16 protein-coding genes are annotated in these 13260 nt (G+C 68.1%); 7 read left to right on the top strand and 9 right to left on the bottom strand.

Translation table 11 applies throughout. From position 1 onward, the window contains the following. Nucleotides 1–5 precede the first annotated feature (5 nt). On the bottom strand, nt 6–665 hold the full coding sequence (locus ACFRAQ_RS26540) for a TetR/AcrR family transcriptional regulator (protein WP_379104242.1): 660 nt from the start codon (nt 663–665) through the stop codon (nt 6–8). A 66-nt stretch (nt 666–731) separates the two neighbouring features. Here ACFRAQ_RS26540 and ACFRAQ_RS26535 point away from each other — a divergent pair, with 66 nt between their 5' ends. Together ACFRAQ_RS26535 and ACFRAQ_RS26530 are read left to right on the top strand one after the other, a co-directional pair. Next, nucleotides 732–1763 (top strand): oxygenase MpaB family protein, encoded by a 1032-nt coding sequence (locus tag ACFRAQ_RS26535; protein ID WP_379104240.1) that lies wholly within the window; start codon nt 732–734, stop codon nt 1761–1763. Between the two features lie 4 nt (nt 1764–1767). Continuing rightward, nucleotides 1768–3084, top strand: a complete 1317-nt coding sequence (locus ACFRAQ_RS26530) for an oxygenase MpaB family protein (protein ID WP_379104238.1) — start codon at nt 1768–1770, stop codon at nt 3082–3084. Between the two features lie 4 nt (nt 3085–3088). On the opposite strand, the gene ACFRAQ_RS26525 is transcribed toward ACFRAQ_RS26530, so the two are convergent. Further along, a complete protein-coding gene (locus ACFRAQ_RS26525) occupies nt 3089–3439 on the bottom strand; it encodes a hypothetical protein (protein WP_379104236.1) in 351 nt (116 codons plus the stop codon). Nucleotides 3440–3948: 509 nt separating this feature from the next. Between ACFRAQ_RS26525 and ACFRAQ_RS26520 the strand changes: the two genes are divergently transcribed. Further along, the gene (locus ACFRAQ_RS26520; protein ID WP_379104234.1) at nt 3949–4608 is read left to right on the top strand and encodes a LysE family translocator; all 660 of its coding nucleotides are present in this window, start codon (nt 3949–3951) and stop codon (nt 4606–4608) included. 305 nt (nt 4609–4913) lie between these two features. On the opposite strand, the gene ACFRAQ_RS26515 is transcribed toward ACFRAQ_RS26520, so the two are convergent. Beyond that, nucleotides 4914–5684 carry an SDR family oxidoreductase gene (locus tag ACFRAQ_RS26515; RefSeq protein WP_379104232.1) on the bottom strand — a complete coding sequence of 257 codons (771 nt, stop codon included), beginning with the start codon at nt 5682–5684 and terminating at the stop codon, nt 4914–4916. Nucleotides 5685–5743: 59 nt separating this feature from the next. Between ACFRAQ_RS26515 and ACFRAQ_RS26510 the strand changes: the two genes are divergently transcribed. After that, a complete protein-coding gene (locus ACFRAQ_RS26510; RefSeq protein ID WP_379104230.1) occupies nt 5744–6103 on the top strand; it encodes a winged helix-turn-helix transcriptional regulator in 360 nt (119 codons plus the stop codon). 36 nt (nt 6104–6139) lie between these two features. Here ACFRAQ_RS26510 and ACFRAQ_RS26505 read toward each other — a convergent pair whose 3' ends face one another. After that, nucleotides 6140–8146, bottom strand: a complete 2007-nt coding sequence (locus ACFRAQ_RS26505) for an APC family permease (RefSeq protein WP_379104228.1) — start codon at nt 8144–8146, stop codon at nt 6140–6142. A 174-nt stretch (nt 8147–8320) separates the two neighbouring features. On the opposite strand from ACFRAQ_RS26505, the gene ACFRAQ_RS26500 reads away from it, so the two are divergent. Next, entirely contained in the window at nt 8321–9097 is a 777-nt protein-coding gene (locus tag ACFRAQ_RS26500) for a GntR family transcriptional regulator (RefSeq protein WP_379104226.1), read from the top strand. A gap of 81 nt (nt 9098–9178) precedes the next feature. On the opposite strand, the gene ACFRAQ_RS26495 is transcribed toward ACFRAQ_RS26500, so the two are convergent. Together ACFRAQ_RS26495 and ACFRAQ_RS26490 are read right to left on the bottom strand one after the other, a co-directional pair. Beyond that, entirely contained in the window at nt 9179–9472 is a 294-nt protein-coding gene (locus ACFRAQ_RS26495; protein ID WP_357278156.1) for a hypothetical protein, read from the bottom strand. Between the two features lie 133 nt (nt 9473–9605). After that, nucleotides 9606–9797, bottom strand: coding sequence for a hypothetical protein (locus ACFRAQ_RS26490; protein WP_379104224.1), 192 nt, complete (start codon nt 9795–9797; stop codon nt 9606–9608). 386 nt (nt 9798–10183) lie between these two features. Between ACFRAQ_RS26490 and ACFRAQ_RS26485 the strand changes: the two genes are divergently transcribed. Beyond that, nucleotides 10184–10414: a DUF397 domain-containing protein gene (locus ACFRAQ_RS26485; RefSeq protein ID WP_379104222.1), complete on the top strand. Its 231-nt coding sequence runs from the start codon at nt 10184–10186 to the stop codon at nt 10412–10414. 86 nt (nt 10415–10500) lie between these two features. After that, complete coding sequence (locus ACFRAQ_RS26480) at nt 10501–11388, top strand: helix-turn-helix transcriptional regulator (protein ID WP_357084772.1); 888 nt, start codon at nt 10501–10503, stop codon at nt 11386–11388. Between the two features lie 131 nt (nt 11389–11519). On the opposite strand, the gene ACFRAQ_RS26475 is transcribed toward ACFRAQ_RS26480, so the two are convergent. The 3 genes from ACFRAQ_RS26475 to ACFRAQ_RS26465 all read right to left on the bottom strand — a co-directional run bounded on the left by ACFRAQ_RS26475 (nt 11520) and on the right by ACFRAQ_RS26465 (nt 13133). Continuing rightward, complete coding sequence (locus ACFRAQ_RS26475) at nt 11520–11768, bottom strand: hypothetical protein (RefSeq protein WP_213554958.1); 249 nt, start codon at nt 11766–11768, stop codon at nt 11520–11522. A 311-nt stretch (nt 11769–12079) separates the two neighbouring features. Then, the gene (locus ACFRAQ_RS26470) at nt 12080–12433 is read right to left on the bottom strand and encodes a hypothetical protein (protein WP_379104219.1); all 354 of its coding nucleotides are present in this window, start codon (nt 12431–12433) and stop codon (nt 12080–12082) included. Between the two features lie 115 nt (nt 12434–12548). Continuing rightward, nucleotides 12549–13133: a hypothetical protein gene (locus tag ACFRAQ_RS26465; RefSeq protein WP_379104217.1), complete on the bottom strand. Its 585-nt coding sequence runs from the start codon at nt 13131–13133 to the stop codon at nt 12549–12551. Between the last annotated feature and the right edge of the window lie 127 nt (nt 13134–13260).

The raw sequence follows: 13260 nt of genomic DNA, 5'->3' as shown, positions 1-13260 counted from the left end.
AACCATCACTCGCGTTCGGCTCGCGACACGGGCTCGCGGAAGTAGTTGAGGATCAGCCGGGTGATGTCGGCGAGAAAGCGCTCGCGCGGGATGGGCGGGCCGTCCAGCAGATAGCGGATGGTCAGATGCTCGACCGTGCGCACCAGCATCCACGCCGCCGCGTCGGCATCCACCTCGGCCGGAATCGGATACTGCCGCATGGACAGCGCGACCCGGGCCAGCTCGCCGATCTGCTGCTCGAACGCCACCACCGGGCCCGCGGCCGACAGCCGCGGCGTCTGCTCCACCACGGCCCGCAACAGTTCCCGGTCATTGCCGAGGGCATCCATGAGGTACGAGATCGTCTCCGGCACCGACACTTCCGGTGGACGGCCGATATTCGACAGCACCCGCGCGCGGACCCGCTCGGCCACCTCGGCGGTGTAGCGCTCGATGACCGCGGCCACGATCGCGTCCTTGTTCGGGAAGTACTGATACAGCGAGCCCGGACTGATATCCGCCGCCGCCGCAATGCGATTGGTCGACGCGCCGTCGTAGCCGTGGGTGATCAGCACCCGCTGGCCCGCGTCGACGATGCGGGCCACCATGGCGCGCGAACGATCCTGTTGCGGGGTCCGGCGCGGCGGCGGCACCGGGGATTTCGGGGTGCGGCGTTTCGATGTCATGGCGATTCGGGCGAGATCCGGAAATGCGAATTGAAGACGAGCGAAAAGTCGTGTCAGCGTGGGGACATGGTGTCACAGAACGCGGTGCCGGACCAAGGTCCGCGGGAGATCCGCGAGCCCGCGGGGCCGCTCGGACCGGACTCGCTGACCTGGAAGACCTTCGGGTCGCTGTACTTCCTGCCCAGTGCGCTGTTCGTCGGGATGGTGCAGAACATGCACCCGGGACTCGGGGCGGGGGTCGAATTCCATTCGGAGATCCACGACGAGTTCTATCAACGGATTCTGCGGTCGTTGTACCCGATCTACGGGGTGGTGTTCGACGGCGAGCGCGCCGAGCGGACCGCGCGGGAGATCGTCGGCTATCACCGTGACATCAAAGGCGTCGACGGACAGGGCCGCCGGTACCACGCGCTGGACCCGGGCACCTTCTATTGGGCGCACGCGGTGTTCTTCGTCCAGAACCTGCGGGCCGCCGACCTTTTCATGGGCGGGCTGAGCGGGGCCGAGCGGGAGCAACTCTGGCGCGAGCACTATCGCTGGTACGAGCTGTACGGCATGAGCATGCGGGTGGTGCCGACGAGCTGGCCCGACTTCCAACGCTATTGGGCCGACATGTGCCGCGACACCCTGGAACCGACCAAGGCCGCTCGCGATGTCTTCCACCTCGTCGACACCGTGCCCGTACCGCCGTTCCCGCTGGTGGGGCGGCTGCCGAAGCCAGTGTGGGAACGCCTCGTCCGGCCCGCGGGCGGGCACTTCTATCGGTTCGTGACGATCGGGCTGTGCGATCCGGAGATCCGCCGCACCATGGGCTTCACCTGGACCGACCGCGACCAGCGGCGGTTCGACCGGCTCTGCCGGACGCTGTCGGCCATGAACCGGGTGACACCCGACGGGGTCAAGTACTTCTTCCCTCGCATCCACGCCGCCCGCCGCCGAGTCGCCGGGAGACGCCCGGCCTCGCTGGCACCTCCCGAAGCACCCGAAACGCTGTGGCCCGCCGCCGGACACCGCGCCGAGGGCAAGCACTACTGCCCGGTCCACGCCGATCGCGGCTCGGACCCGATCACCAGATTCCGTCAGCTGACAGGGTTGTGACGCCATGGCACACCCGTACGACTACCCCTACCGGCCGGGGATGCCGCTGCGCCCGGCCCCGCCGCGGGCCGTGCCGTCGGACCTGTGGTTCGAACCGCGGAAAGCCATGCTGGGCGCGTGGATCGACGTGCGCCGCGAACCCGTCGAGACGCCACGCACCCGGCTCATGGCCGATCACCTGTGGCAGGGCGACGAACCGATGGACGCGCTCGTCGCCGCGTTCGGCCGCCTCGGATCCGCGGGCGGTCGCCGCATGCTGAACCAGGCCCTCACACACGGGATCGACAGCCTCGACGACCCGCCGCCGGAACTCGTGAATCTGTTCGCGCTGTTGGACGATCCGCCCGACTGGTACGACCCCGATCTGTGGGAATACGGCCGCCGGCTGTGGATCAACGTGTCGCTCGCGGGCAAGATGGCCATGGGCGTCCAGGACTTCATGGGAACCTTCGTCGGCGCGGAAGTCGCCTCTGCCGTCGGTCGGACGGGACGGTTCGTCCGGGACCCGTACCGGCGGGGCCTGGAATCCTCGGTCTGGTTTCGCAGCGTCACCGCACCCGGAGCCCTGGATCGTCGCAACCCGATCTTCCACGACACCGTGCGGGTCCGGCTCATGCACGCCCAGGTGCGAGCCATGCTCCGGCGAGCCTGGGGCGATGAGCATTTCGCCGAACACGGCAATCCCATCTCCAACGCCACCACCATGGGCGCGGCGGTCACCTTCGGCCTGTCACCGATCTGCTTCGACCATGCGCACGGGCGGCGCAGCACCACCCGGCAGCTCGACGCGGTCATGCATTACTGGGCCTATATCGCGCATGTCTTCGGCGTGGCCGACGAACTCATCCCGCGCACGGCGGCCGAAGGGATGGAACAGGCCGACTTCATGGTCGCCACCGCGGGCGTGGCTCCGGAATGGACCGCCGAAATGGCCGGTGCCGCGACCCGGCGCTTCACCACCGCCACACCGACCGGTCGCCTCCAAATCGCCGCCACCGCACCGCTGCTGGGTGCTCTGGCCTACTACAGCGGCGCGCCCCTGGTCCGGGCCCTGCTCGCGGACACACCGTTGAATTCGGTCCCGCTGCAACCGTTCTCGCAGCTCACCGCCCTCGCCGCCACCACGCAGGTTCGGCTTCGTGCCCTCGACGACCGGCTGCCGGGCGCCCGCGCCCGCATGATCCGCCGCGCCCGCCACATCGACCCCATGTGGGACCGCAACACCAGAGTCGCGCGCTACCTCGCCGCCCGTGCCGGAATCCACGGCACCCCGTTCGACCACCACGACAGCACCGCCGACACCGCGCGCTGCCCGGTCTGATCGGTCAGCCCTGGGAGCCGACGATGCCCAGATAGACGACCATCAGCGTGAACAGGAACCAGCCCACGCCCTGCCAGATCGGCCACGCCCGCCCGGCCCGCCACGCCCGGTACGCGAGCACCAGCGCGAGAATGCCGCCGGCGAGCAGAACCCCGCCCGGCACCAGGCCCACGACCACCTTCGAGGTGCCGTCGCACAGCACCGACCCCGCGTTCAGGCACCGATCCCGGGCCGAGGCCCACACCAGCACGATCACGCCGCCCGTCACGGCGATCCCCAGCACGCTCACCACGTAGCGGGTCGCGTGCCGCAGCATCTCCGGATCGTTCCACCGCTTCTCCACATCGTTGACCATCGCCGCACCTCCTCACCCCGGCGTTACCCGTTCCGTGCTGGATACCACCATGATCGTCCCCGCGACCGCAGCCCGGCACGCCTGACCAATCGATTTCGCTACCGCGGATGCCGGACCGAGTTCGAGTCGGCTGTGTAGTCGGCCAGGGGCGCGCCGGCAGCGAGTAGGGGGTCACCGGCGAGGGCCGGCGGCTCCGGCCGGTGTGACCGGTTGAGACGATGCTTCCCGAACCCGTGGCCTAGGCATCGTCTGCGCACTGCGCACTGCGCACTGCGCACTGCGCACTGCGCACTGCGCGCTGGGTGCTGGGCGCTCGGCGCGACTGGTCCGGCACTGGGCGCGACTGGTCCGGCGGGGGCACTGTCGCCTGGCCGCATAGGAGGCCCCGATGCTGGGACCTCGCGAGGAGTCGGCGTGTACGCGCTGACGTGCCGATCAGGGGTGTGAAGTACGGCATTCTGGCGAAAACCGCTGGCCGAGGCCATGGGGTGGTATGTCAGCATCGAGGCATGCCCCACTGGATTCAGGTGCTGCCCGCCTTCGCCCTCGCCTCGCTCATCCTGGCCGCGCTGCCCGGACCGGCCACCGCGCTGTTCCTGCAGCGGTCGGTGCGCGACGGCCGCGCCGCGGGGCTGGCGGCCGTGGTGGGCAACGAGATCGGGATCTTCGGGTGGACGGTCGCCGGCGGCGCGGGACTGTCGGCGCTGCTGGTGGCCAACCAGGTCCTGAACGTGGGCATCCATCTGATCGGCGCGCTCGTACTGATCTGGCTGGGCATCCAGGCCTGGCGCGGCACCCGCGGCGACCGCGGGGCCCGCGCCGACGACGCCTTCGGCGCGGCATTGACCGCCGCGCTCCCGGGCGGCCGCACGCCCGCGGCCGCCTTCCGCGCCTCGCTGATCTCCATCGCGGCCAACCCCAAGGCTGCGGTCTTCGGCCTGACGATCCTGCCGCAGTTCCTGCCCAGCAGCGGCCCGGTGCTGCCGACGGTGTTCATCCTGGCCGCCATCCAACTGGTCATCGACACCTCGTGGTGCGTCGGCGTCGTCCTGGCCGCCGACCGCGCCGGAACCTGGCTGCGCCGCACCGGCATTCGCCACCGCATCGAACGCACCCTGGCCGCGATCCTCGTCGCGCTCGGACTCGGCCTGGCCGCTGACGCCCGCTGAGCTGACCCTGCTCGCGCTCGACCCGGCTCGCACCCGCACGGGCCCGCGTCCCGGCAAACCCCGTGCCCCGCGCGCGTTCCCGGCCCCGGGCGAGGTCGTGGGTGGCGGTGGCGTCGATGACGGCGGTGAGGATGTGTTCGTCGTGGATGGCGGGGCGTTGGGCGAACAGGCGCAGGCTGTCGGGACGCATGCCTCCCGGACTCGCACCATAGTGCGACCGGCGGGCCGTTGAGGTGGGCGCGGCACGCGGCCACCCGGAGTATCGATGGTGCGCCGCGGTTGTGGCCGTGGCCGCTGCGCGCGGGTCAGCCGTGGCAGGCGGCGGGTGCGGTCGACAGGAAGTCCCGGCCGCCGACGTAGACCGTGTGGCCCCGTGGCGCGTCGAGGGTGGTGGCGTCGGCGACCGCGGTGGCGAATTCCTCGACCGTCGGCAGATCGCCCTGGTCGCGGCGCTCGGTGACCGCGTCGGGGTCGCGGCGTTCGAGCAGGCGCACGATGATGGTTCCGTCGATCATGTCGCCGGACACCACGGTGAAACCGATTCCGCGGTCGGCGAATTCGCCGGCCATGGCACGCAGCGCGTCCTCACCGGCCCGCTTGCTCGCGGCGATCTGCTCGTAGCCGGGCGGGGGTTGGCGGGTGGGGGAGAAGTGGGCCTGGTGGCTGGTGACGAACACGATCCGGCCGCCCGCGGGCAGATGCGGCAGCGCGAGCGCGGCCAGCCCGGTCTGGGCGTCGCGGTTGAGCAGCATGGCGTAGTCGGGCGCGGCATCGCGCTCCAGGCCGCCGGAGGCGTTGAGCACCAGCACATCCAGGCGGCCGAACTCCGCGACCACACTCTCGACGAGCGCCCGCGCGCTCTCGGGATCCGCGATATCCGCGCCCGCCACCGAGGCGCTGCCACCCGCGGCGGCGATCTCGGCGGCCAGCGTCTCGGCGCGCTTGCGCTTCTCCCGGTAGTTCACGACCACGTGGTCGCCCCGGCCCGCCAGCACCCGCGCGGTCTCCGCGCCGATCCCGCGGGAGGACCCGGTGACCAGCACGATGCGCCGTCCGGTCCCTGTCGTCGTAGTCATGCGCGACCTCCATCCACCAGAGTGCTTCTAATTCAGAAGCACTACATTGGTACTTCGAAATGAGAAGCGCAAGTCAGCCACCGCCCGCCAACAGCCGCGCCGACGATTCGGCCGCCCCGCTCCTGGCCGCCATGGACCTGCTCGGCCAGCGCTGGATCCTGCGCGTGATCTGGGAATTGGAGCCGGGCGCACTGGGCTTCCTGGAACTGCGCCGCCGCATGGGCAATTGCTCGTCGAGCATGCTGTCGGTGCGCCTGCAGCGGCTCGCCGACGCCGGGGTCGTGCTCAAGCGCCCCGACAAGTCCTACGAGTTGACCACCGCCGGTACGGAGTTGGGCCGCGCGCTGGAAGGCGTGTGGGAGTGGTCGGAGCGGTGGGCCGGCAACCTCGAGGGCGCCCACGACACCGACGGCGGATAGGGGCGCCGCACACAGGGGGCCGGTGGCGCCGGACGATCAGGCCCGGCCGCCCGACCTTGTGATGCCGCGCCGGACCTCACCCGGCGTGTGCTCCTCGCGCGGGGTGGCGCGGAAGCGCGACGAATGCAGCTGCCAGGGCACGCTCGTCACCATCACCCCCGGCTCGAACAGCAACCGTGCCTTGAGTCGCAGGGAACTCTGGTTGTGCAGCAGGTTCTCCCACCAGCGGCCCACCACGTACTCGGGGATGAACACGCTCACCACATCCCGCGGTCGCGACTTGCGCTGCCGCTTGATCTCGTCGAGTACCGGCCGGGTGATCTCCCGGTACGGCGATTCGATGACCTTGAGCGGGATGCCGACCCCGAAGCGCTCCCAATCCCGGGCCAGGTCGCGGGTATCGCTGTCGTCCACATTGACCGTCACCGCCATCAGCGTGTCCGGCCGGGTGGCGCGCGCGAACTGCACCGCCCGCTGGGTCGCCTTGTGCCAGCCCGACACCAGCACCAGCGCGTGCACCCGCCCCGGCAGCATCTCCAGCTCGGCCGGATCGATGGCCAGTTCGCCCCGCACCGACGTGTAGTGCCGGTGGATCAGCCACATGATGGCCACCAGGATCGGCATGGCGATGACCACCAGATACGCGCCGTGGGTGAACTTGGTGATCATCACGACCAGCAGCACCACACCGGTGAAGCAGGCGCCGAAGGCATTGATGAAGCGCGCCCGGTGGATTCGCAGCCGCTCGCCCGAGCTCTGCGCGGTCCGCAGCTCCCGGTTCCAGTGCCGCACCATGCCGGTCTGGCACAGCGTGAACGAGGTGAACACGCCCATGATGTAGAGCTGGATGAGCCGGGTGGTGGACCCGTCGAAGGCGTAGATGAGCGTCCCCGCCGCCACCGCCAGCAGGATGATGCCGTTGGAGAAGGCCAGCCGATCGCCGCGGGTGTGCAGCTGTCGCGGCATGTAGCGGTGTTGCGCGAGAATCGAATTCAGCAGCGGGAAGCCGTTGTAGGCGGTGTTGGCGGCGAGGATCAGGATCAGCGCCGTGGTGACCATCAGGTAGTAGAAGGCGAGCGAGTGGCCGCCGAACACGGCCGCCGAGATCTGCGCGATGACGGTCTTCTGCGCGTCGTTGTGACAGTCCCCGGCGAATCCGATGATGTCGCAGGTGTTCTCGGTGACCCGGGTCTTGGTGATCATGGCCAGCGCCGTCACCCCGGAGAACATGGCGATGGCGATGACGCCCATGGCGGTCATGGTGCGCGCGGCATTGAGCGCCTTGGGCTTGCGGAAGGCGGGCACTCCATTGGAGATGGCCTCCGCGCCGGTGAGCGCGGTGCAGCCGGAGGAGAAGGCCCGCAGCAGCAGGAAGGCGACCCCGGCGGTGGACAGGCCCACCTGCTCGGCGTGGATCTCGTAGTGGGCGCTCTCGGCGACCGGGCTGTGCCCGAGCAGCGTCTGCCCCAGCCCGACCACGATGAGCGCGAACACCCCGAGGACGAACCCGTAGGTGGGAATCGCGAAGGCGCGGCCGGACTCTCGCACACCGCGCAGGTTCATGGCGGTCAGGAAGACGATGAACCCCAGGTCGATGATCACCCGGTAGGCGTTCAGGTCGGGCACCGCCGAGATGATGTTGTCCACGCCGGCCGACACCGACACCGCCACGGTCATGACGTAGTCGACCAGCAGCGCGGCCGCCACCACCAGGCCGGGCAGCGCGCCGAGGTTCTCGGCCACCACCTCGTAGGAGCCGCCACCGGAAGGATATGCCTGCACCACCTGCCGATACGACAGCGCCACGACGGCCAGCAGCACCACCACGCCCGCCGCGACCACCGGTGTCAGGTGCAGGTAGGCCAGCCCGCCCAGGGTCAGGATGAGCAGGATCTCCTGGGTGGCGTAGGCGACCGAGGACAGCGGGTCGCTGGCGAAGATCGGCAGCGCGAGCCGCTTGGGCAGCAGGGTCTCGCCGAGCCGATCGCTGCGAAACGGCCGTCCGAGCACGAGTCGTTTGGCTACGTCGATCGGTGAAACCACGCTCCGCAGCCTAGGTCTGAAAACCGGGAGAATCGGAGCCCCATGCCGTAGAGAATTCGTAAAGATACCGGACTGTCCGGCCCCGCTGCCTGCGGATTCGAAGACTTGTGCGGTTGATCGAACAACCACCTAGACTGTCTGGGACGTAATCGAGGGTTTTGGAGAGGTGACACGATGGGAGACCGGACGGTCGTCGCCGACGTTGCCGACGAATTGGCGCGCCGCGTGGCATCCGGGGAGTACGAGCCCGGTGGTCTGATGCCGTCCGTCCGCCAGGTCGCCGAGGAGTTCGACCTCAATCGTGCGACAGCGCAATTGATTCTGGGCCGGCTGGAATCCTACGGCTTCGTGGACGCCCACCGCGGCAAGGGATTCGTGATCCGCGATGTGCGCGCCGAGGGCGGCGTGGACGTGTACGGGCGGCTGTTCCGGCTGTCCATGCCGGAACCGGAGATCGCCGCGGAGATGTTCGGCAATATCGTCGACGAGGAACGCGGGATCGCACTCGAGGCGCTGCTCGCCTACACCGGCAGCGAGCGCCCGCTCGATCCGGCCGAACTCAAGGCCGCGATCGACGAGCTGGAAACCCTTGCGCGCGGCGCGGACCCGGACCCGTATCGGATGCTGAGCATCGAACTCGGGCTGCTGCGCCGGATGCTCACCGCACTCGGGCTCTCGGTACAGCGCGCGGTGCTCAACTCGATCGGCGAGATGGTGCTCGAGGTGCCGGCGGCGGTCGAGGCGTACTTCGCGGTCTCCCCGGATCTGCACGTGCTGGTGTGGCGGGCGCTGGTGGCGGTGTGGGAATCCGACGCCGGTCCGAGTCAGGCGCAGCTCGCGCTGTTCGAGGATCTGTTCGGCATGTACCACCGGAAAGTGGTGGTGCGCTTCGAGGAACTGGTCGGTGTGGCCGGATCCGGCGCCGCCGGTGTGGTGGCCGCGACCGCGTGAGTTCCAGCCGACGGGTCGGTCTCGTCCCAGACAACCCCTCTTGGCAGAATTTTCGGCGATTTCCAGCGCCCGAATTGGGAGCTATTGACCGATTACCGCGTTCATGATGGTGCCCGCGCTCGTCGCCACAATGCCACCGACGAGCGCCCCGGCCACCTGTTTGGGCGACTGTAAACCGCTGCCGCTCCACTTTTCCCACGCGAAGCGACCGCCCGCGTAGGTGATGGCGAGGACTCCGGAAAGCAGCACGAACCAGGTGAAATACCGGACCAGCCGCATCAGCTTGTCGGCCGCGGGCGGGGTCTCGGGGGTGGGATCGACGATCTGCGCGTGCTGAATCTGGGTCAGCAGCTCGTGGGCGGCAATAAGAAACATCTCGGCGCTCTTCCACGTGGGGGCAATTCACCCTCCGGGGTACTCGCCGGACCCACTGTCACGCAAGGGAAGTCGCGCTCTTGTTCGTCATCGGGCATCGACGCGAACGCAATAGTGCGCGCGCCCGGTACGGTCAGTCCACGTCGTTGTCGGCGGACAGGTACGCTATGGCGGCCAGATACTGCCGGCAGGCGAAGTGCTGGTCGTGCGCGCGGAGCAGGGCGCGGGCCTGGCGGTAGGTGAGGGTGCGTGGTTCCGCCTCGCAGTCACCGGATTGGTCGCCGCGGGCGGCGGTATCGGTGGGACGGACGAGCATCTGCGTCATGGGATGCCTCTGGCCGAGTGGGGGATTGGTGCACCGAGTTTAGAAGTTCGGATCGTGCAGATGCAAGCACATCTGCACGCTCGTCACGGGTGTCGAGGAGAGATTCCGGCGTCACGTGACCTTTCGGGCAAAGGGTCCCGGAACAATCGGGCGAACGGGACGAACTGACCCGAATTCTCCTGCCCCTCTTCGCAACTTCGCTCTTGGACATGGGTTTCCAAGATCAAATCTGTTGTGTTGCAAAGGATGTGCCGCCTCGAGGCCATCGATCATGGGCTACCTGCGTGCTATCGTCGTGCTTGCGGTTGCAACTGTAAGTACATCTGATCGAACAATTGCAAGTACTGGGACCACCGTCTGCGGGCGGTACTGGCAAGGAGTCTGAAATGACGGACATCTCGGCAACCTCGATCGATCGCTCGAATCTCTTGTGGCGCAAGAGCACCTTCAGCAATCCCAGTGGAAACTGCGTGGAACTCGCCCCGCTCGCCGACGGGCAGGTCGCGGTGCGCAACTCGCGCGACCCCGAAGGCTCGCTGATCGTGTACACGCGCCCGGAGATCGATGCCTTCCTGCAAGGCGCGAAGAGTGGAGAGTTCGACGACCTCGCGCGCTGAGCGGTAGCATTGGCAATCGGCGCGGTGGTTCGCGACTAGCCGTTGTGAGTCCACTGCCGGCAAACCCGAGCATCGGAGTGGACCTCATGATCGCAGAACCCCTTGCCCACCTGCAGGCGGATTCCGCTGTCGCCGAACGCGGCCCGACCGCACTGCGAATCGCGGTGGGCAGCCAGCTACGAAAGCTGCGGGAGTTCAACAAAATCACGCGGGAGGCCGCGGGTGAACACATCCGCGGGTCCCACGCCAAGATCAGTCGCCTGGAACTCGGGCGCACCGGATTCAAGGAGCGCGATATCCGGGATCTGTTGACGCTGTACGGCGTTGACGATCCCGGCGAGCGCGAGCAGTTCCTGGATCTGGTGCGCAAGGCGAATCAGCCGGGCTGGTGGCACCGCTACAGCGATCTGCTGCCTTCCTGGTTCGAAACCTATCTGGGGCTCGAGCACGCGGCGAAATCCATTCGCACCTACGAGGGACAGCTGGTTCCGGGTCTGCTGCAGACCCCCGACTACGCTCGCTCGGTCGTTGCCCTCGGGCACGATGTGGATGGGGAGCGCCGCGTCTCGCTGCGCCGGCGTCGGCAGGAGCTACTCACCCGCGATGGCGCGCCCAGCTTCTGGGCCGTGCTCGACGAGGCGGTCCTGCACCGTCCCGTGGGCGGGCCGGGCGTCCTGCGCGGTCAGATCGAGTACCTCATCGAGATCTCCAAGCGCCCGAACGTCACCATCCAGTTCCTGCCGTACGGGGCGGGTGGCCACGCGGCTGCGGGAAGCTCGTTCACCATGCTCCGCTTCGCCGAGGCCGAACTGCCCGACATCGTGTATCTGGAGCAGCTCACCAGCGCGCTGTATCTGGATCGCCGGGAGGACCTCGAGCTGTACCGGCAGGTGATGGATCAGCTGAGCGTGCAGGCGGAGCCGCCGGAGCGTTCACGCAAAGAGCTGGCGAAGATTGCCGAGAAGCTCGACTGAGCGCCGCGCGGGGCCGTAAGGACCCCGCGCCTGCTGCCCCGCGGATACCCCGCAGACGGATAAGGGGCCCCTCACGGGGCCCCTATCAGCGTGCCGCGGACCGGGCGGGTCTGCGACACGGCCGGATTCGGTTACTGCCTGATGAAGCTGGAAGCGATCCGCCAGAACGCCTCCGGCTGCATATGGTGCAGATCCCAGTCGTTCACCATGGCGTGTGCCGTGGTGACGATCCGCTCGATGTCGAAATCATACCGAGTGGCCGCTCCGGTGGATTCGACCTGGCGGATGACGAAAGCGGTTGCCGTCTCACGTGAATAGGTTTGCTCCGGCTGACTTCTGTCGGCAAACCCGAGTCGGCTGAGGTTGATTGGCTGGTTCATTCGAACGCCCCTGACGCCAGGCCGACGGCTGACCGTGGGCGAAGAATCGCCGGTGATTCACCGCTCGGCTCTCTGGTTGTCCCCTATTGGTGCCTTGCAACGACGAGTCTATGACCGTGCGTTGCGCAGATGCAAGTACATCTGCAACATCGAATTCGCAGTGTCAGAGTGCTTTTCGGGATGCTATGAGTTTGCGAAACGATGGTTGGCGAAAGGTTGTAATGCGCCCCGAGCAGGGCTTTCCCAGTACTTCCGATCGAAAGTTCTGGAGGGAAACGACTGTTCCGCTTTATCCAGGAATTCGCTGAAGATCAAATATCGCCGTGATGTGCCCTGTCCTGGATCTTCGCAGCTTTGATCCGATCTTGTTCGAGGACCATCAGGCCGATTCCGAAACGCAGGCAGAGCACCCCGGTGAGCCCGCACAGCGCGCTCCAGGCGAGCTCACCGTACCCGGCGGTGGTCAAAGTCAATGCGATCGACACGATTCCGGCGGCGGTCAGAATCGGGCCCGGCAGATTCTGGATGGCCGTCGGCCGATTGGCGGTCTCGTCCGGCGGCCGGTCGGCGCCGCCCGGCCGATTGGGGGTGCCGCCGTGCGGAATGTGGGCGCCGTCCGGCGGAATGTGGGCGACGGGGTAGGCGTACGGAGTGACAGGCAACATCACTGTCCTTTCTCCGGAGGTAATGCAGAACCGATAACAAGCGGATACCCGACCAGGGTCGGCCGAATCACGCGGTGTCGCCCCCTGTACACAATCACCCGGGCCGCGCGGTCGATCACGACGTGCCCGCCCGCGCACCGTCGTGGCCGTCAGTGATGCCCAGATCGTCCAGCAGGCCGAGAAACGCGCGTGCGTAGGGTGCGGCCGCGGTTCCGGTCCTGACGAGCTCCCAGTCGACCTGTGCACGCAATTCCCGTGCGATGTGCAGCAGCCGGGTGAAATCCAGCCGCTGCGGATCGGCCACGGTCAGTTCGTCCACCAGGAAGTCGGCCACCGTCACCACGGGCGCCGCGATCGGCCCGATGGGCAGCCGCTCGGCGCGTGCCAGCAGCGCGTCGGTGACGGGGCGGCGATCGGTGCCGAACACCAGATCCAGCCGCACCCCGCCGTCGTAGAGCGTGGCCCGCTCGGACTCGGTCCCCCGTGGCGGCCGCAGGCCCGCGGCGGACAGCAGCAGCACCCCGCGCGGCAGGTCCGACGGGCGCAGCAGCACGTCGACCTCCGGAGGCGTCTCGGTCACCGGACCGCCGCGGGCGTACACCGCGCACTCCCCGGTGAGGGCGCAGGGAATGTCGTTGTCCTGCAGGGTCTGTACGGCGAGGGTCAGGGTGCCGAGCAGCCGGTCGATGGCGCGGACCATGTCGATGGCGTACCCGTGCCCCGGCCCGCTGAATCCGTGAGTCGATCACCCGCCCGGCGGGAGACTCGATCACCCACCCAGCGGGCCCCGGATTGAAACGGGTTTCACGCCTGTGTTAGCTCTGGGA

The sequence above is a fragment of the Nocardia sp. NPDC056611 genome (assembly GCF_042792755.1).
Classification (GTDB): Bacteria; Actinomycetota; Actinomycetes; order Mycobacteriales; family Mycobacteriaceae; genus Nocardia.
Note: the sequence above shows the minus strand (reverse complement) of the source record. Positions and strands in the feature narration are given on the sequence as shown.

Coding starts and splice junctions, on each gene's coding strand:
- ACFRAQ_RS26540 (WP_379104242.1), bottom strand. CDS start 665: ATGACATCGAAACGCCGCACCCCGAAATCCCCGGTGCCGCCGCCGCGC.
- ACFRAQ_RS26535 (WP_379104240.1), top strand. CDS start 732: ATGGTGTCACAGAACGCGGTGCCGGACCAAGGTCCGCGGGAGATCCGC.
- ACFRAQ_RS26530 (WP_379104238.1), top strand. CDS start 1,768: ATGGCACACCCGTACGACTACCCCTACCGGCCGGGGATGCCGCTGCGC.
- ACFRAQ_RS26525 (WP_379104236.1), bottom strand. CDS start 3,439: ATGGTCAACGATGTGGAGAAGCGGTGGAACGATCCGGAGATGCTGCGG.
- ACFRAQ_RS26520 (WP_379104234.1), top strand. CDS start 3,949: ATGCCCCACTGGATTCAGGTGCTGCCCGCCTTCGCCCTCGCCTCGCTC.
- ACFRAQ_RS26515 (WP_379104232.1), bottom strand. CDS start 5,684: ATGACTACGACGACAGGGACCGGACGGCGCATCGTGCTGGTCACCGGG.
- ACFRAQ_RS26510 (WP_379104230.1), top strand. CDS start 5,744: ATGAGAAGCGCAAGTCAGCCACCGCCCGCCAACAGCCGCGCCGACGAT.
- ACFRAQ_RS26500 (WP_379104226.1), top strand. CDS start 8,321: ATGGGAGACCGGACGGTCGTCGCCGACGTTGCCGACGAATTGGCGCGC.
- ACFRAQ_RS26495 (WP_357278156.1), bottom strand. CDS start 9,472: ATGTTTCTTATTGCCGCCCACGAGCTGCTGACCCAGATTCAGCACGCG.
- ACFRAQ_RS26490 (WP_379104224.1), bottom strand. CDS start 9,797: ATGACGCAGATGCTCGTCCGTCCCACCGATACCGCCGCCCGCGGCGAC.
- ACFRAQ_RS26485 (WP_379104222.1), top strand. CDS start 10,184: ATGACGGACATCTCGGCAACCTCGATCGATCGCTCGAATCTCTTGTGG.
- ACFRAQ_RS26480 (WP_357084772.1), top strand. CDS start 10,501: ATGATCGCAGAACCCCTTGCCCACCTGCAGGCGGATTCCGCTGTCGCC.
- ACFRAQ_RS26475 (WP_213554958.1), bottom strand. CDS start 11,768: ATGAACCAGCCAATCAACCTCAGCCGACTCGGGTTTGCCGACAGAAGT.
- ACFRAQ_RS26470 (WP_379104219.1), bottom strand. CDS start 12,433: ATGTTGCCTGTCACTCCGTACGCCTACCCCGTCGCCCACATTCCGCCG.
- ACFRAQ_RS26465 (WP_379104217.1), bottom strand. CDS start 13,133: ATGGTCCGCGCCATCGACCGGCTGCTCGGCACCCTGACCCTCGCCGTA.